The 17625-nt window shown below is 34.5% G+C and carries 19 protein-coding genes and 3 tRNA genes; 17 read left to right on the top strand and 5 right to left on the bottom strand.

Annotated elements, in window-relative coordinates; all coding sequences use genetic code 11:
• Nucleotide 1: 1 nt before the first annotated feature.
• Nucleotides 2-1342, bottom strand: coding sequence for a metalloprotease PmbA (gene pmbA / locus K6112_05990; GenBank protein QZP17569.1), 1341 nt, complete (start codon nucleotides 1340-1342; stop codon nucleotides 2-4).
• 67 nt (nucleotides 1343-1409) lie between these two features.
• On the opposite strand from pmbA, the gene K6112_05985 reads away from it, so the two are divergent.
• Entirely contained in the window at nucleotides 1410-1895 is a 486-nt protein-coding gene (locus tag K6112_05985) for a DUF615 domain-containing protein (protein ID QZP17568.1), read from the top strand.
• Between the two features lie 5 nt (nucleotides 1896-1900).
• On the opposite strand, the gene K6112_05980 is transcribed toward K6112_05985, so the two are convergent.
• Entirely contained in the window at nucleotides 1901-2650 is a 750-nt protein-coding gene (locus K6112_05980) for a PDZ domain-containing protein (GenBank protein QZP17567.1), read from the bottom strand.
• A 55-nt stretch (nucleotides 2651-2705) separates the two neighbouring features.
• On the opposite strand from K6112_05980, the gene mog reads away from it, so the two are divergent.
• The 12 genes from mog to K6112_05920 all read left to right on the top strand — a co-directional run bounded on the left by mog (nucleotide 2706) and on the right by K6112_05920 (nucleotide 13655).
• Nucleotides 2706-3281 carry a molybdopterin adenylyltransferase gene (mog, locus tag K6112_05975; GenBank protein ID QZP17566.1) on the top strand — a complete coding sequence of 192 codons (576 nt, stop codon included), beginning with the start codon at nucleotides 2706-2708 and terminating at the stop codon, nucleotides 3279-3281.
• A 2-nt stretch (nucleotides 3282-3283) separates the two neighbouring features.
• Entirely contained in the window at nucleotides 3284-4228 is a 945-nt protein-coding gene (gene thiL / locus K6112_05970; protein QZP17565.1) for a thiamine-phosphate kinase, read from the top strand.
• Nucleotides 4215-4688 carry a phosphatidylglycerophosphatase A gene (locus K6112_05965; GenBank protein ID QZP17564.1) on the top strand — a complete coding sequence of 158 codons (474 nt, stop codon included), beginning with the start codon at nucleotides 4215-4217 and terminating at the stop codon, nucleotides 4686-4688. Before thiL ends, K6112_05965 begins: the two co-directional genes overlap by 14 nt.
• Nucleotides 4678-5166: a CinA family protein gene (locus tag K6112_05960; protein QZP17563.1), complete on the top strand. Its 489-nt coding sequence runs from the start codon at nucleotides 4678-4680 to the stop codon at nucleotides 5164-5166. Before K6112_05965 ends, K6112_05960 begins: the two co-directional genes overlap by 11 nt.
• Nucleotides 5167-5225: 59 nt before the next feature.
• Complete coding sequence (gene recA, locus K6112_05955) at nucleotides 5226-6272, top strand: recombinase RecA (protein ID QZP17562.1); 1047 nt, start codon at nucleotides 5226-5228, stop codon at nucleotides 6270-6272.
• Nucleotides 6250-6735, top strand: a complete 486-nt coding sequence (locus K6112_05950) for a RecX family transcriptional regulator (protein ID QZP17561.1) — start codon at nucleotides 6250-6252, stop codon at nucleotides 6733-6735. Before recA ends, K6112_05950 begins: the two co-directional genes overlap by 23 nt.
• 7 nt (nucleotides 6736-6742) lie before the next feature.
• The gene (gene alaS / locus K6112_05945) at nucleotides 6743-9361 is read left to right on the top strand and encodes an alanine--tRNA ligase (GenBank protein QZP18499.1); all 2619 of its coding nucleotides are present in this window, start codon (nucleotides 6743-6745) and stop codon (nucleotides 9359-9361) included.
• Nucleotides 9362-9374: 13 nt separating this feature from the next.
• The gene (locus tag K6112_05940; GenBank protein QZP17560.1) at nucleotides 9375-10601 is read left to right on the top strand and encodes an aspartate kinase; all 1227 of its coding nucleotides are present in this window, start codon (nucleotides 9375-9377) and stop codon (nucleotides 10599-10601) included.
• 20 nt (nucleotides 10602-10621) lie between these two features.
• Nucleotides 10622-10714 (top strand) — tRNA-Ser (locus K6112_05935).
• Between the two features lie 30 nt (nucleotides 10715-10744).
• Nucleotides 10745-11359, top strand: a complete 615-nt coding sequence (locus tag K6112_05930) for a heme-binding protein (GenBank protein QZP17559.1) — start codon at nucleotides 10745-10747, stop codon at nucleotides 11357-11359.
• Between the two features lie 80 nt (nucleotides 11360-11439).
• Nucleotides 11440-12954, top strand: a complete 1515-nt coding sequence (locus K6112_05925) for a SulP family inorganic anion transporter (protein QZP17558.1) — start codon at nucleotides 11440-11442, stop codon at nucleotides 12952-12954.
• 74 nt (nucleotides 12955-13028) lie between these two features.
• Nucleotides 13029-13655, top strand: a complete 627-nt coding sequence (locus K6112_05920) for a hypothetical protein (protein QZP17557.1) — start codon at nucleotides 13029-13031, stop codon at nucleotides 13653-13655.
• Here K6112_05920 and K6112_05915 read toward each other — a convergent pair.
• Together K6112_05915 and K6112_05910 are read right to left on the bottom strand one after the other, a co-directional pair.
• Nucleotides 13652-14059, bottom strand: coding sequence for a DoxX family protein (locus K6112_05915; GenBank protein ID QZP17556.1), 408 nt, complete (start codon nucleotides 14057-14059; stop codon nucleotides 13652-13654). The genes K6112_05920 and K6112_05915 overlap by 4 nt on opposite strands.
• 16 nt (nucleotides 14060-14075) lie before the next feature.
• Nucleotides 14076-14582 (bottom strand): DUF1993 domain-containing protein, encoded by a 507-nt coding sequence (locus K6112_05910; protein QZP17555.1) that lies wholly within the window; start codon nucleotides 14580-14582, stop codon nucleotides 14076-14078.
• A 104-nt stretch (nucleotides 14583-14686) separates the two neighbouring features.
• On the opposite strand from K6112_05910, the gene msrA reads away from it, so the two are divergent.
• The 4 genes from msrA to K6112_05890 all read left to right on the top strand — a co-directional run bounded on the left by msrA (nucleotide 14687) and on the right by K6112_05890 (nucleotide 16560).
• Nucleotides 14687-15184, top strand: coding sequence for a peptide-methionine (S)-S-oxide reductase MsrA (msrA, locus tag K6112_05905; GenBank protein ID QZP17554.1), 498 nt, complete (start codon nucleotides 14687-14689; stop codon nucleotides 15182-15184).
• Nucleotides 15185-15230: 46 nt separating this feature from the next.
• A complete protein-coding gene (locus K6112_05900) occupies nucleotides 15231-16340 on the top strand; it encodes a hypothetical protein (GenBank protein ID QZP17553.1) in 1110 nt (369 codons plus the stop codon).
• A gap of 37 nt (nucleotides 16341-16377) precedes the next feature.
• A tRNA-Arg gene (locus K6112_05895) sits at nucleotides 16378-16454 on the top strand.
• 29 nt (nucleotides 16455-16483) lie between these two features.
• A tRNA-Arg gene (locus K6112_05890) sits at nucleotides 16484-16560 on the top strand.
• An 8-nt stretch (nucleotides 16561-16568) separates the two neighbouring features.
• On the opposite strand, the gene K6112_05885 is transcribed toward K6112_05890, so the two are convergent.
• Entirely contained in the window at nucleotides 16569-17573 is a 1005-nt protein-coding gene (locus K6112_05885) for a trypsin-like peptidase domain-containing protein (protein ID QZP17552.1), read from the bottom strand.
• Between the last annotated feature and the right edge of the window lie 52 nt (nucleotides 17574-17625).

The following is a 17625-nucleotide window of genomic DNA, read 5'->3' as shown; positions in this document are numbered from 1 at the left end:
TTTATTTACCAGAAGCAATAGTCATTTCATCTATTAATACAGATCCAATGTACTGAGAGCTATTTTTATATGTATCATTTCCAATATTTGAAATATTTAGCAACATATCCCTCATATTTCCAGCAATTGTAATCTCTTCAACAGGATGAACGATAGCGCCCTCTTCAACCCAAAAACCAGCAACACCCCTTGAATAATGACCAGTCACTATGTTCAAACCTTGTCCCATTAATTCGGTTACCACCAAACCCCTACCCATCTTTTTTATTAACTCATCAAGGCTAAGGTTTGACGAATTCGCTATTAAGTTATGTGCCCCTCCAGCATTACCCGTTGTTTCCATTTTTAATCTTCTTGCACTATATGAAGACAGGAAGTAACCCTTTAAAAAACCTTTATCAACAACAACTCTTGGCTTAACGTAAACTCCTTCTCCATCAAAATATGTTGTTGCGTTTCCATGCTTTAAAAATGGGTCCTCATTAATCGTGAGATGTTCTGAGGCAATTTTCTTGTCAAGTGAATTTAACAAAAAAGAGGTTTTACGGTATTGATTTGTCCCTGAGGATGCAGAAACAATTGACGATATGAGAGAGGTTGCAACCTGAGATTCAAAAATTACAGGATAACGGCCTGTCTTGATTGGCTTAGGCATAAGACGATTTATTGCTCTTTGAGCTGAAGATTCGCCAATCTCATCTAAAGATTGTAAATTGGAAATTTTGCGTGCATTGCTATAGCTAAAGTCTCTTTGCATTCCAGAATTATCTTTTGCAATAACAGAACAGCTTATCGTATGCCGCGAAGATGGGAAGCCCCCAATAAATCCATTTGAGTTTGCCTGAACAAATAAATTATTAGATGTACTAAAATTTGCACCTTCAGAATTATTTATTCTTTTATCAAATGATAATGCGGCTTTTTCAGCAACTAAAGCCTTGGCAATCATAGCATCTTGTGAATCCCCAAAAGGATGATATAGATCAAGCTCAATTTCTTCTTTTGGAAATAATTTTGGGCTTGCTAGCCCAAAGGCTTCATCTTCACCGGTGAATTTAGCAATATCACATGCTGCTGCCAAGCATGATTCAATAGCCTCTTTACTAAAATCTGAAGTTGTTGCAACGCCTCTTTTTTTTCCAAAATATACTGTAATCGATAAACTTTTATCATTATTTAAAGAGATTGATTCAAGCTCTTTTAATCTCACTGAGACTGAAGTTCCAGCATCCACATCAATTTCAACGTCTGACTCAGAAGCCCCTTTAGCTTTAGCCTGCTTATTAACATACCTCGCTAACTCATATAAATCATCTTGCGAATAATTAAGTATTTTTATCATTCAATTTTTGAAAATTATTAAAGTGATATGATACATAATCAAATTCAAGATTTGGTATTAAATTTCTATGACTGACATAACAGATGACTTTAAAAGCAAAACTGTTTTAAAAAATGAAGCTAAAGACATTCATGCATTTGGAAAAATTTTAGTAGGGTTAACTGATAAACAAATAAGCCAGATTGAATTACCTGAAAACGTTCATGAGGCTATAAAAGAGCTTAAAAAATTAAAAAAAAATTCGGCCCAAAAAAGACAAAGCCTATATTTGTCTAAATTACTGAGAGCTATAGACTTGACAGATGCTCAACGATTCGTTGATCAGTTAAAGTTTGAATCCCAAACCGAGATTAAAAAATTTCATAAGGTAGAGGATTGGAGAGATAAACTATTGGGTGATATCTCAAATCTCACAGATTTTGTTAATTTATTCCCTGGTATTGATATACAAAAACTGAGAAAGCTTATCCTCAATACTCAGAGAGAAGTAAAAAAAGGAAGTTCTAAAAAATTTCAAAAAGAGCTTTTTCAGTTTATTAAAGAAACCTTGTAAGTAATTTATATACTGGCCACAGTTACTGAAGATTTACCATTTCTAATATAGCCTACATCAATATCAGAGCCCTTGTTTTTTCTTATTAACGAAATAAGTTCATCAGGTGTTGTAACTTTTTGACCATTGATAGAGGTAATACTGTCATTCCTAAGTATTCCTGCTTTGGCTGCAGCTGAGCCTTTGATGACAGCAATGACCTGAACTCCTTCAGCATTTTCCCTATTCTCACCTTTACCAAGCTCAATAAAATGCGTTCCAAAGGTTGGTTTGGGTAATTTAACCCAGTAAGAAGCATAAAAATCATACATTACATTTGGATCAACTAAATCTTCTTCTGTAATTTCTATTTCAGTTACCTTGCCAAAATCTTTAACTCTTTTTTCTTCTATCGCCTTTCTTCTAGCCTTTTTAAATTGTGATGCTCTATCACCCTCATTAATTTGTCTGTCATAAATTAAAATTAAATCTGCTTTTATTTTTTTCCCATGTTCAAGAGCAACGCTTGGAGGAATGTTAGTACTAACAAACCCTGAGAATCCCATAAAATCATAACCATTCTCAAGCATCATCACATTATCAGTATCTTTATCCCAACCTCTCATTATTTTGGTGTCTGGCGACTGCTCAAATGACTTAAAGCCTTCAGGACTCTGTAAAACATAGTTTTTCTCAAATAAGTTTTCTTCAGCAATAAGATTGGTAGAGAAAAAGAAAACTGCTGCAATAAAAGTGTTTAAGTATGATTTGTACATGAGGCTCCCTTGAAAATGATAATATTATAATTTATTTAACCAAATTGACACATTCATGCTACAAAAATTCATTAAAATTGGCTTAATATCAATTAGTGATCGAGCGTCATCAGGTGTTTATGAAGATAAAGGCATTCCAGAGCTAGAGGCTTGGTTAAAAAAAACAATAAAAAATGATTACCAAACTGAATCATTAGTCATCCCAGATGAGTTCTCTAAAATTAAAGATACATTAATTGATTATTGTGATCACAAAGAGTGTGCACTAATATTAACAACAGGTGGGACGGGTCCAGCTGAAAGGGATATTACACCAGAGGTGACTTTGTCTATCGCCGACAAAGAAATGTCAGGGTTTGGTGAACAAATGCGTCAGATTAGTTTAAATTTTGTTCCTACTGCAATCTTATCAAGGCAGGTAGCTGTGATTAGAAAAAAAACACTTATTGTAAATCTCCCCGGGCAACCTAAGGCGATAGTTGAAACTCTTGAGGGGGTAAAAGATAAAGAAAATAACATAAAAACACATGGTATCTTTGCTGCAATTCCCTATTGTTTAGATTTAATTGGTGGTCCATATATTGAAACAAATGAGGAATTTGTAAAATCTTTTCGACCAAAAAAGAAGTAAAGATGCAAACAGAATTTGAAATTATTAATAAATTCTTTTTTAAAAAAAATATCAAAGCATACAAAGGTATTGGCGATGATGCTGCATTATTTAAAAAAGATGATGATAATTTATGGGCTATCTCAACGGATACGCTGAATAAAGATATTCACTTCATGGCAGCTACCGATCCATATAAAATTGGATGGAAGGTGATGGCAGTTAATGTTTCTGATATTTTAGCTATGGGGGCATCTCCGATGTTTGCATTGCTTGCTATAGCGATGCCAAAAGCAAACAGTGATTGGTTAAAACAATTTTCAAAAGGCTTCTTTGAGTGTTGCAAAGAATTTAATGTAGAGCTTATCGGTGGAGATACCACAAGGGGTCCCTTATCAATCAATGTAACCGTCTTGGGTGATGTAAACAAAAATAGTGTCCTACTAAGGTCGAATGCAAAAATTGAGGATGATATATGGGTCACAGGAGATCTTGGTCTTCCCGCATTAGGTTTAAAAATTATTAAGAAGAAAATAGAAGCCCCCAAAGGGATTGCAAAAAATTCCATAAAGGCATTAGAAAAACCAATGCTTAACAAATTTACTATCGACAAAATTAAACCTTTTTGTAACTCGGCCATAGATATTTCAGATGGTTTTGTAGCTGACCTAAATCATATTTTAAGGGCATCAAAGGTGGGGGCAGAGATCAATTTAAAAGAGATGCCTATTAATAAATGGATAAAAAAAACAGGGCGAGAGGATTTAGCCCTCTATGGTGGTGACGACTACCAAACAATATTAACCGCCTCAAAAGATATGAGATTAAAAATTGAAAAGTTGGTCATAAAAAATAATTTAAGCCTCTCAAGGGTGGGTACTATTATTAAAGATAAAAAACTCCGTATAAGTGATAATGGTATAGAGATCAAACTAAAAAAAGGCTTTGCACACTTTGAAAAAGGATAATTTACTCTTTAAAAACGAATCTACATTTATTGCATTAGGCTTTGGGTCGGGCTTAGCAAAATTTGCACCCGGAACATTTGGAACGTTAATAGCGATACCATTATTTTATTTTTCTCAACTCCTTCCTCAATATTATGATTACTTTTTTGTGATCACTCTTTTTTTTATTGGTATTTACGTATCAAACAAAACCTGCCTCATCATGAAAATGAAAGACCCCTCTTGTATCGTTATTGATGAAATTGTTGCCTTTCTCGCACTATTAATTTATTTGCAACCTGATGTGGTTACATTATTTTTTTGTTTTTTACTATTTAGATTTTTCGATATCTTAAAACCATTTCCCATCAATATTCTTGAAAAAAAATTTGAGGATGGCTTTGGAATAATGATTGATGATATTGCAGCAGCAATATATTCTGCATTAATAATAATTTTATTTAACCTATATGTTTTCTAGAAAACATATAAATCTCGTTCAAAAATTAGCACACCAGTGTTTAGATAGAGATATATTGTTAGTGACTGCCGAGTCTTGTACGGGGGGTCTTCTATCTTCATTATTAACTCAAGAAGCTGGAAGCTCAAAATGGTTTGATAGGGGGTTTGTCACTTATAGTAATAATTCAAAAATTAACTCTTTGGGAGTGCAAGGAGAGACTCTGGAAAATTTTGGAGCTGTGAGTCAAGAAGTTGCCAATGAAATGTCTATGGGGGCTCTGAAAAATAGTGAGGCATCTCTTGGTATTAGTATCACAGGCATTGCGGGTCCTGATGGAGGGTCATTAGCTAAACCTGTTGGAACTGTTTATTTTTCAATCGCAAACCAAAAAAAGGTAATTTTAGAACATAAGTCAGATTTTACAGGTTCAAGAGTGACAATTAGAAAAGAATCGGTTCTTTTCGTATTAAATAAACTGTTGAACCTTACGTTATAACAACAAGTATGAAATAATAAAAACTAATTTAGAAAACACTAACCAAAGGTAAATATTCAATGGATGACAATAAAAGAAAAGCCCTGGATGCAGCTCTCGCGCAAATAGATAAACAATACGGTAAAGGATCGGTAATGCGAATGGATGATACTTCAGTTGTTGAGGACATCCAATCTATATCTACCGGGTCTTTGGGGCTCGATATAGCCTTAGGAATTGGTGGTTTACCTCGAGGGCGAGTCATCGAAATATATGGTCCAGAATCATCTGGAAAGACATCGTTAACGCTTTCAGTAATCGCTCAAATGCAAAAAGTAGGAGGAACAGCAGCATTTATAGATGCCGAGCATGCACTTGATATCCAATATGCAGCAAAGCTTGGCGTTAATATTGAAGAATTATTAGTCTCACAACCAGATACCGGTGAACAAGCACTTGAAATAGCGGATATGCTTGTCAGAAGTGGCTCAGTTGATATTGTGGTTGTCGATTCAGTTGCAGCATTAACTCCACGCGCTGAAATCGAGGGTGATATGGGTGATTCACATATGGGATTACAAGCTAGGTTAATGTCACAGGCATTAAGAAAATTAACAAGCAACATCAAAAAAACAAACACCATGGTAATTTTTATTAACCAATTAAGAATGAAAATTGGTGTTATGTTCGGAAACCCAGAAACCACAACAGGTGGTAATGCACTTAAGTTTTATGCATCTGTAAGGCTTGATATCAGAAGAATTGGTGCAATAAAAAAAGATGATGAAATTATCGGTGCTGAAACTAGAGTCAAGGTAGTTAAAAATAAAGTGGCTCCTCCATTTAGGAAAGCCGAATTTGATATGCTGTATGGTGAGGGAATTTCTCTAGAGGGTGAGATTATTGACCAAGCTGTTAAATTAAATATTATAGAAAAATCTGGTTCATGGTATAGCTATAATGGTGAGAAAATTGGTCAGGGCAAAGATAACGTGCGAGAATTTCTCAAAGGCAACCTCGAAACATCAAAAGATATTGAAAACCAAGTAAGAGATAAATCTAGTATATCTGCTGAAATTGAAATCGAGGATGCAGTGCCTGAGGATGATGCAGAATCTGAAAAATAGTACCGAAAAAAATATTATCTTACTTAAAAAAAGAGCTTTATATTATTTGGGTAAAAGAGAATACTCCCGCTTAGAGTTACAAAAAAAAATAAATACCTTCGCGCAAGAGCTTGAGCTTGAGACACAAACTGTAAAAAATATACTTAACGAGCTTGAGAGCAAAGATTGGTTGTCAGATCAAAGATTTACGGAGCAATTTATTTTTTCAAAAAAGAACAAATATGGGTTAGAAAAAATTAGGTATGAACTAAAAATGCGAGGTGTGGACGAGACTATTATTAATGGTGAACTAGTCAAAATTAAATCAGAGAATTATTCGCTTGCAAAAAAAATCTGGTCAAAAAAATTTGATGCTATTCCCCATTCACAAGAGGAAAGAAATAAACAAATTAGGTTTCTCCAGGGAAGAGGTATAAACATAGAAATAATACATAAGATTCTATCTGGGAAGAATTTTGAATAACAAAAATATTTTATCCGAAAAAGAAATCAGGAAACAATTTTTAGATTTCTTTGCTGCTAAGGGACATGAAGTTGTCTCTTCATCAAGCTTGGTCCCTCAAGATGACCCTACCCTTCTTTTCACCAATGCAGGTATGAATCAATTCAAAGAGATTTTTCTAGGTATTGATAAAAAAAGTTATCAAAGAGCAACCTCTAGTCAACGCTGTGTTCGAGCAGGTGGAAAACATAATGATTTAGAAAATGTTGGTTATACAGCAAGGCATTTAACTTTTTTTGAAATGCTTGGTAACTTCAGCTTTGGGGATTACTTTAAAAAAGAAGCAATCTCATACGCATGGGAGCTTTTGACAGAGGTCTATAAAATTCCAAAAGAAAAATTATTGGTCACCGTTTATGAAGAAGATAGAGAGGCGCTAGAAATCTGGTCAAAAGAAATAGGCTTACCTAAAGAAAAAATCATTTTAATTGGAGATAACAACGGAGGTAAGTATGCCTCAGATAATTTTTGGATGATGGGCGACACTGGTCCTTGTGGTCCGTGTAGTGAAATTTTTTATGACCATGGAAAAGATTACTTTGGTGGTCCTCCAGGCTCAAAAGATGAAAATGGAGATCGCTTCATTGAGATTTGGAATTTAGTTTTCATGCAGTACAATCGCGATGAACAAGGTAAAATGCATCTTCTTCCGAAGCCATCTGTAGATACTGGGATGGGCTTAGAGAGAATCTCTGCAATACTCCAAAATGTCCACTCAAACTATGAAATTGATTTATTTAAAGCGCTTATCGCTGAAATTGGCAAAATTACAAACACAAAAGATCTTGAGAATAACTCACTTAAAGTAATTGCTGATCATATAAGAACAGCTACTTATCTTATTAAAGATGGGGTGTTGCCTGCAAATGAGGGAAGAGGTTACGTTCTAAGAAGAATTATCCGAAGAGCCATTAGGCATGGTTATAAGCTTGGCTGTAATAAGCCATTCTTTCATAAACTCGTACCACTTATCTTAAAGCTAATGGATGATGATAAAGATATATCTCTCGATAAAAGAAAATTAATTTCAAATGAAATCTTATTAGAGGAAGAGCGTTTCTTCATCACAATTGAAAAAGGGATGTCTATTCTTGATCAGGCAATAAGTGATACTAAGAAAAAAGATGTATCGATACTAAGTGGTGAGGTTGCTTTTAAGTTGCATGATACCTATGGATTTCCACTTGATCTTACTGCCGATATTTGTAGAGAAAATAAAATTGAAATTGATACTGAGGCTTTTGAGGTATCCATGAAATCTCAAAAAACAATGGCACGTGAATCTGGTAAGTTTAATACAACTAAAACGTTACCTTACACAGGCACAGATACAGAATTTTTAGGTTATATCGATACCTATTCTTCTTCAAAAATTGTAGCAATGTTTAAAGACAGTAACGAACTTAAAGAACTAAAAGAAGGTGATGAAGCAATCCTTATTTTAGATAAATCTCCCTTTTATGCTGAATCAGGAGGACAGGTTGGTGATAGTGGCTGCATTAAAACTAAAAAGGGGAAATTTTATGTGCAAGATACAATAAAAATAAAAAAAAACGTATTTGGTCATATTGGAGTTCTTGAATCTGGCTCCTTGAAATGTAATGAACAAGTTGAGGCATTGATAGATGAACATAGGAGAAATGATATAAAGCGAAATCATTCTGTCACCCATCTGCTTCATAAGGCATTAAAAATTGTTTTGGGTGACCATGTTGAACAAAAAGGTTCTCTCGTAGATAACCTTAAAACACGCTTTGATTTTTCTCATACAAAGCCTATTTCAAAAGATGAAATTCAAGAAATAGAATCTATTGTTAATAATGAAATTTTGACTAATAAAGTGACCACTACAGAAATGATGTCAATTGATAAGGCAAAAGAATCAGGCGCATTAATGCTTTTTGGGGAAAAATATGATCTAGAAGTTCGCGTATTAAATATTGGAAATAGTATCGAGCTATGTGGGGGAACTCACGTAAGTAATACAGGCGATATTGGCCTTTTTAAAATCTATTCTGAAACAGGCGTTGCTTCGGGCGTTAGAAGAATTGAAGGAGTTACTGGACTTAATCTCATTAAATTTTTAAATGATCAAGAAGAAATATTAACCAAAGTCTCCAAAGACCTGAACACTAAACCATCAGAAATACCGACAAAGGTATCTTCACTACTTTCACAACTTAAAGAGAACGAAAAAAAACAAAACCAACTAAAATCAGAATTAGCATTGAATCAAACTGATGAGATGCTTTCAAAAACATCAAAAATAAATAATTTTGAATACTTAAGCCAAGTAATTGATAATCAAGGGCCTAATGAATTGAGAAATATGATTGATAAATTGAAGCTAAAACTTAAAACAGCAGTTATAATATTAGCCTCAGTGAAGGATTCTAATGTAATTTTTGCTGTGGGCGTTACGGATAACCTAACAGATAAAATTGATGCAGGATCCATTGCTAAAACACTTGGTGAAAAAGTGGGAGGCAAAGGCGGGGGTAGGAAAAATATGGCAATGGCAGGTGGAACAAATACAAAACTAGTCCAAGAAGCGTTCAAACTCGTTCAAACAAACCTTAGCAGTTAAAGAGTCTATATAAATGAGCATCATCGTACAAAAATTTGGTGGTACATCAGTTGCTAACCCTGAAAGGATTAAGGCGGCAGCTAATATTGCTATTAAAACTTTCAACCAGGGCCATCAAGTCGTCATTGTTGTTTCTGCAATGTCGGGAGAAACAAATAAATTAATAAAACTATGTGAGGAAATGATGCCAAGTCCTGAGTTGAGGGAATATGACTCTATTGTTTCAACTGGTGAACAAGTAACGAGTGGTCTTATGTCTTTATCATTGATTAATTTGGGATTTAAAGCAAAAAGTTACTCTGGCCACCAAGTAAAAATTGAAACAGATAACGCGCATAGCAAGGCTAGGATTGTAAATATTGAAGATACAAATCTTAAGAAAGATTTAAAAAATGGTTTTATTGCGGTGGTAGCAGGCTTCCAAGGTGTAGATAAAGAAGGCAATATCACCACTTTAGGTCGTGGTGGCTCTGATACGACTGCTGTCGCACTTGCGGCAGCTCTTAAAGCTGAAGAATGTCAGATATACACGGATGTAGATGGTATTTATACCACTGACCCTAGAGTGGTTCCTGAGGCAAAAAAAATTAAATCAATAAACTTCGAAGAGATGTTAGAAATGGCTAGCCTAGGCTCAAAAGTTCTACAAACAAGGTCAGTTGAATTTGCAGGTAAATATAAAGTTAAGCTAAGAGTTTTATCAAGCTTTTCACCAAACAATGAAGGTACAGAAATTAATTTTGAGGAAAAAAAGAATATGGAAGATCCAATTATTTCAGGTATTGCTTTTAATAGAGATGAGGCTGAAGTTAATATTCTCGGCGTACCAGATATGCCAGGTATCGCATATCAAATTCTAGGGCCAATTGCAGAGGCAAAAATTGATGTGGATGTAATCATTCAGAACCTTGGTCAAGATGGACTTACTGATTTTACTTTCACTGTTCAAAAAAATGATTTAAAGAGGACCTTAAAAATTTTAAATGAAAAAGTAAAAGATCATATAAAAGCACGAGAGGTTAAGGGAGACGATAAAATTGCTAAACTCTCAATAATTGGAGTTGGTATGAGATCTCATGTGGGTGTAGCAAGTAAAATGTTTAGAACGCTTGCTGAAGAAGGTGTAAATATTAGTACTATCTCGACAAGTGAAATAAAGATATCAGTTATCCTTGAAGAAAAATCATTGGATAAGGCTGTAAATGCTCTTCATAAAGCTTTTGATTTAGATAAAATATAAGAGTATTGTTACGAAAATTAGGAGAGCTGGCTGAGTGGTCGAAAGCACTTCCCTGCTAAGGAAGCATACGGGGTAAACCTGTATCGAGGGTTCGAATCCCTCGCTCTCCGCCACTATTCACTGAAAAATCAATCATATACAAAATGAAATTTTCATACCTTTTATATATTTTTATACTTATGTCAAATTCAATTATGGCAACTGATGAACCAGAATTTAAGCTTATCCTAAAAGAAGATAAATTTGAGATTAGAGAATATTCTCCCAAAATTATTGCGCAAGTAGAAGTTTTTGGTGATTTTGATGATGCATCATCAAAAGGCTTTAAGATCCTAGCCGACTATATATTTGGTAATAATACCAGTACCGATGGGAACTCAAGAATTGAAATGACCGCCCCTGTTGAGATGGAGCCATTACCTCAAAAAATTAATATGACTAAGCCTGTTTTGAATGAGGGGAGCGACAATAACTGGATCGTATCTTTTATTATGCCGAATGAATTCACATTGGAAACACTGCCTAAGCCAAATAATAAAAGCATAAAAATTCTTAGCTTACCAAAAGAGAAATATGCTGTAATTGTTTTTTCTGGTCTTGTTAGAGAATCTAGTTACCTAGAGAAAGAAAAATTACTTAATCAATTTATTAAAGAAAAAAAACTTAAGACCTCAGGTGAGATAAAAATTGCCAGGTATAACCCTCCATGGACATTGCCGTTTTTTAGACGAAATGAATTAATGATCAAAGTTAATTAGATATCTTGAATAGAGAGAATTGTGTTAGATTGACTACCTTTTAATTTACCCGAACACTAATTCACCAAAAGTCTCTGTCTATGCAAAATTTACCTGAAGTAAAAACTAACTTATTAAGTGGTCTCACTGTTGCTTTGGCAATGGTTCCAGAAGCAATTGCATTTGCACTGATTGCGCAAGTTTCACCACTTACCGGATTATATGCAGCTATCCTAGTTTGTTTCATTACTTCAGTATTTGGTGGACGGCCTGGTATGGTTTCGGGTGCAACAGGAGCCTTAGCAGTTGTAATGGTTTCATTAGTTGTCCAGCATGGACCAGAGTATCTATTTCTTACAGTAATTTTAATGGGCTTATTACAAATTATATTTGCCTTATTTAAATTGGGTAAATTTATTCGTATGGTGCCCTACCCAGTTATGCTTGGTTTTGTAAACGGACTAGCTGTTGTCATCTTTCTTGCACAATTTAATCACTTTAAAATTCTTAATGATGAAGGCTTGTCTGTATGGATGAGTGGCGCTACCCTTTATGCTATGGCTGGGCTTATTTTTTTAACCGTGGCAATTATTTATCTTTTTCCTAAACTCACAAAAATTATTCCATCCACTCTCGCTGCTATAATCTTCATTACGGGTACCGTTTATTTCTTTTCAATAGATACTAAGACAGTTGGGGACTTAGGATCAATTGCAGGTGGAATTCCAGAATTTAATTTTCCGTTAGTGCCTTTGACTCTTGAGACCATCACTATCACACTGCCATATGCGTTGCTTTTAGCAGCAATTGGTTTAATTGAAACACTTCTTACGCTCAATTTAATTGACGATATGACAGATACAAGAGGAAGGCCAAATAAGGAATCCTTAGCACAAGGGTTTGCTAATATTGTGACTGGTTTTTTTGGGGGTATGGGAGGTTGTGCAATGATTGGGCAAAGCATGATTAATATCAATAATGGAGCTGTAAAACGTTTATCAGGAATTGCAACAGCGATATTTTTAGCTTCTTTTGTTTTATTTCTTTCCCAGTGGATTGAAATGATTCCCCTTGCAGCTTTAATAGGCGTTATGTTTGTTGTAGCAGAGAAAACTTTTGAATGGGGAAGTTTACGACTGTTTGGAAAAGTCCCTAAGAAAGATATATTTGTCGGCCTGCTTGTTGGCGCAGTCACTATCATTGCAGATTTAGCAATTGCTGTAATTTTAGGTGTCATAGTCTCAGCTTTGGTTTTTGCATGGGAGCATGCAAAAATTATAGAGGTAGCTACCTCTAAAAATAAAATAGGTTGGAAAATTTATGAGTTAAAGGGCACACTCTTTTTTGCTTCTGTGAAAAGTTTTAATGATTTGTTTAAAATTAAAGATGATCCAAATGAAGTGATTATCGATTTTAAACAATCAAAGGTCGCAGATCATAGTGCAATCATGGCTATTGATGCATTAGCTAATAAATATAAATCTATGGGGAAAAAATTACATTTAGTACACCTGAGCCCTGATTGTATGGAAGTTCTTGACAGCGCTAAAAGCATGGTGGAGTTAAATGTGCTTGAGGACCCCAAGTATCATATTGCTGATGACAAATTAAGTTGAGATTTCTTAGACCTACACATAACCCTCCGACTTTGATTCTTACCTTATATGCATATTTAAGCTAAAATTAGCTCATGAAATTTGCCAATCATTATCTTTTAGCATCAATTATTTTAGTTTTTTTTATAGGTCCTGTTGCCTTCGATTATGGATTGCTTTCAATAGTTAATCTTGAAATACTTTTTTTAATCATCCTAATTTTCAGTGTTTTTCTTCATCAACATGACTCCAAATTATTTAAGGTCACAGTCGCTTCGTTAATCATTATATTGATTAATATTTTATTTTTTGATAACAACCAGAGCGTATCTCAGTATTTTTTAAAAATCTTAATTGTGAGCATCACGATAGTTGAATTGTTTAGAGAGATATTTAAAACAAAAATAATAGATTCCCACATAATTAGTTCGGCTATATCAATTTACGTTCTAGTTGGAATTTTTTGGTATTTACTCTTTATGTTTTTATTAATGATTGACCCTGACTCATTTGATATTAGAAATTTCAATCCAGAAATGGTGTCTATTGATATGATTTATTTTAGTTTTACAACTTTAACTACATTAGGATATGGAGATATTACGCCCGTTTCATATACTGCGAAAATGTGGTCAATCACTGAGGCAATGATGGGTGTTATGTTTCTCGCAGTAATGATAAGCAGAGTAGTGTCACTTTTTGGATCTAAGAAAAAAAATTAATTATTCCCTTTTATAAAAAAATATAGGCCTATAATCATCAAAAATATCTGTTCACTCATAAATAATTTAGGTGTAATAAACCAATCACTATGAGCCAATGTAAATGCAAATGTCATGACAATGACAATGACCCCAGCAGCAAATCGAGTTACTAAATTACCAACATGGCCTTTTAAAAAACCACCGAGGATTAATAAAATGCCAGCCCCCAACTCAGAAATGGCAACAAAAGAAGCAAGTTCGGCTGAGAAGCCAAAATAGTCAATCAACTTTTGTGGGGGTAGGGGAAATTTGCTTAGTCCATGAAATATAAAGGAGGTGCCTAGTCCCAGTCGGAGGAGCCATGGTGCTAGGTGGTAAAAATTACTCATAATTGCATTCAAAATATTATCAATTGATTTCATTATTTTTATTCCCTAACTAAAATTTTATGTAGTCTCTTTTACCTAGATTAACACCATTTGATCTTAAAATATCGTAGGCGGTCGTGACATGAAAGAAGAAGTGAGGGATCATCCATTTGGTTAAGTAGTCTTTACCTGATTTAAATTTAAATTCATTACTTCTGATTGCAAAATTTATCTCCATATTTTCAGAGCCTTCCATCTTTTTTGGATTAATTTTCTTTAAAAAATTAATCGTCTTACTAATTCTCTTGATTAAATCAGTAAATGTTTTTTCGTTATCTTTATATGAGGGAGCTTTAACTTTTGCCAATCTACCCAATCCCAACCGAATCATATCTGTTCCAATTTGAATTTGACTCGTTAGTGGCCTCATATCTGCAATCAAGCGCGCATTAATAAATATCTCTTTATCAATTTTTCTTTTTTCGGCATGTCGCTCTGCTTTTTTTAAAATTGAAGATAGGTTTTCAAGCATATTAATAAACATGGGGACTGATATTTCATGCATAGATACAGACATTCTTATATTCCTTTTTTTTAAAATAATTTATTTAATATTACAATATAAAGTAAATTAAATTAACACAAGGTTGTCTGTAAATTTTATATTAAGGATTAAATAAAGTGAATCTAGAAACATCATACATTGCGGGGGGTTGCTATTGGGGACTTGAAAACCTAATTGGTCAAATCAAAGGCATACAAGAAACAGTTGTAGGGTTTTCTGGAGGTCATGTTGATGATGTTACTTATAACGAAGTATCTTCAGGTAATACCGGACATGCAGAGACTATCATGATTAAGTTTGATCAAGATCAACTCTCTTTCGAAAGCTTACTTCTAGAATTTTTCAAGCTTCACAATCCGACAACACCTAATCAACAAGGAAATGATATTGGAACACAGTATCGATCATCCATCTTTTATACCTCAGACAGCCAAAAGGCTACAGCTGAAAATGTAATTAAAAAAGTTGATGCGTCAAAGCATTGGGATCGAAAAGTTATGACTGAAATAGTTGCTTTTGATAAATTTTATCCTGCTGAGGAATCTCATCAAAAATACCTTAGCAAAAACCCTAACGGCTACTCATGTCACTTCAAAAGAAACTTCAATTATTAACAAAAATAATTTATCATTATGTTCTTTTAAAAATAAAAGTTTCTAAGTGCATAAAAAATTAATCACGCAAATACTCCCATTAATATTAACTCTCCTTTTAGGTGGATGTTCTGTTTTCGATGAGTTCATTCAAATCGGGCCAGATAGCGTTCAAGATTCACGTGGAGAATTTAACCAAGTTATTTCCGATACTAACGACTCGCAATCATTACTCAACCTAGTTAAGAGAAGATATGGTGATTCGATATCTGTTTTAGAGGTAAGTAGTGTGTCAACATCAATTGAATGGCAACGGGGTGGTAGCCTCGCTTTAACAATTTTTGATGGCGGACCTGATGCAAATAACGCAGGTATCGGCGGTGCAGCAAGGTACACAGAGAAACCAACCATTACCTACCTACCTTTGAAAGGTGGAGATTTTATTAAGAAAGTCCTAAGCCCGGTAGATGTTGATATGTTAATGCTTTTATCTAGATCGGGCTGGAGAATGGATCGTATATTAAACTTAACGGTCAATAACATAAATGGTATTGATAATGCCCACACAGCCTCAGGTCCAACACCAGCTATTGCGCCTAATTTTAAAAAGTTCGATGAATTTTTAGCGGCAATGGTTGCCATAGAGAGATCTGACTTGCAGTTTGGATACATTATGGACGAGAATAAAGATAGGCAACTAGCTCTATACTTTAAAAAAGCTTCTTTGCAAAATGCTAACGTTCAAAATTTAATAAAGTTAATGAATCTTGATGGTCAATCGAACATTTATCCTATCTATGCAGAGTTAGAAACTGAAGAAAATCTCTCTGAAATCCAGATTGACTTTAGGTCTCTTGCTGGAATTCAGTTTTTCTTAAGTCATGGCATTAACATCCCCGAAGAACATTTAGATGAAGGATTAGTTCAAATAACCAAGAATGCTGATGGAACTGAATTTGATTGGACTGAAATTACAGGTGAATTAATAACAATACATTCATCAAGAAATGAACCAAAGCAGGGTTCGGCGAAGGTATTCTATCGTGATTACTGGTTCTATATTGAAGATTCTGACATCACATCAAAATATACTTTTATGCTCTTAAATCAAATTGAATCACTGCAATCTGGTGAGATTAAAGAATCAGGGCCCACATTAACGCTACCCGTTAATTAACTTCCGGTTATTTTATTTGAGATATAATGTTACGTGTGCGCCCGTAGCTCAGCTGGATAGAGTACTTGGCTACGAACCAAGGGGTCAGGAGTTCGAATCTTCTCGGGCGCGCCAATTATTTTTAAGAATTTCAATTATCAAATGCGCCCGTAGCTCAGCTGGATAGAGTACTTGGCTTCGAACCAAGGGGTCAGGAGTTCGAATCTTCTCGGGCGCGCCAATTACTCTTTAAGATTTTTTTACTATATATTCCGCTCTTTCTGGATTTATTGCTTTTATTAATTCTAGTATCCTCAGTGATTCATTTATATCTGATTGGATTACAGATATATCATATAACTCAACCAGAGATTCTAAATGCCGGTCATTCAGTTTATAAGCTTGATTTAAAAATAGCTTCGCATAATCCAGACTGCCCAACTTTGCCTTTGCATAACCTAAATAATACCAAGCATCTGCGCTATCTTCATCCGCTTGTGTCCACCTTTTGGCAATATCCAACATTTTCTGCCATTTCTTCTTCTCCATCGGCATTATAATTTGCATAAAAAATGGTTTTTCTTCGTCGGGTAAGCTCCAAAATGGCCTTCCTGTGCTAACTAAGTCTATTTGCGGCTCCTCTTGAAGTAATTTTTCGACCCAATCCGCTGGGATACAATAAAAATTTCCAAATCTTCTACCAGGACTTTTGAATGTCGTAATCCCTATTAGGTTAAAATCTAAATCAAATAAACCACCTCCACTTGAACCAAGTGTGAATGAAGCAGATGTTCGAATAACATTACCTCCCTTAAAGGGATAGAGGGCCTTAACATGCCCATAGGAAGGCAATGGGACCGGATTATCATTAGGGAAAGTGAGGGCAAAAACTTTATCTTCATAATTGAGGTTTTCAGAATTTCCAAGTTTAACCGGAGACAAGGGTAAGTCGTCAAATTTTAAAATACATAAATCATTTTCCCAATCTGCATATATCGCAATCGGTACATAGGTTTTGAAATACTTTACTGCATTAACACCACGAGAATCTGCTAAGACATGACAATTTGTTGCAACATGATTCTTTTTTACAACAATACCTGAACCTGTTCCAGTAACACCATCTTTAAATGTTACCCAAATATGAGTCATTGACTCACTCAATCCAAATAATTCAGATTGTGGTGGATAGGCAAATAAATGTGATGGGAATAAGAAAAGAAGGGTAAGAATTAATTTTTTTACACCATACATATTAATAGGATGTCATAACGCTTACATAATTCAATATATATAAATAAATATG

This window comes from Methylophilales bacterium, assembly GCA_019823025.1.
Lineage (GTDB): Bacteria > Pseudomonadota > Gammaproteobacteria > Burkholderiales > Methylophilaceae > BACL14.
Note: the sequence above shows the minus strand (reverse complement) of the source record. Positions and strands in the feature narration are given on the sequence as shown.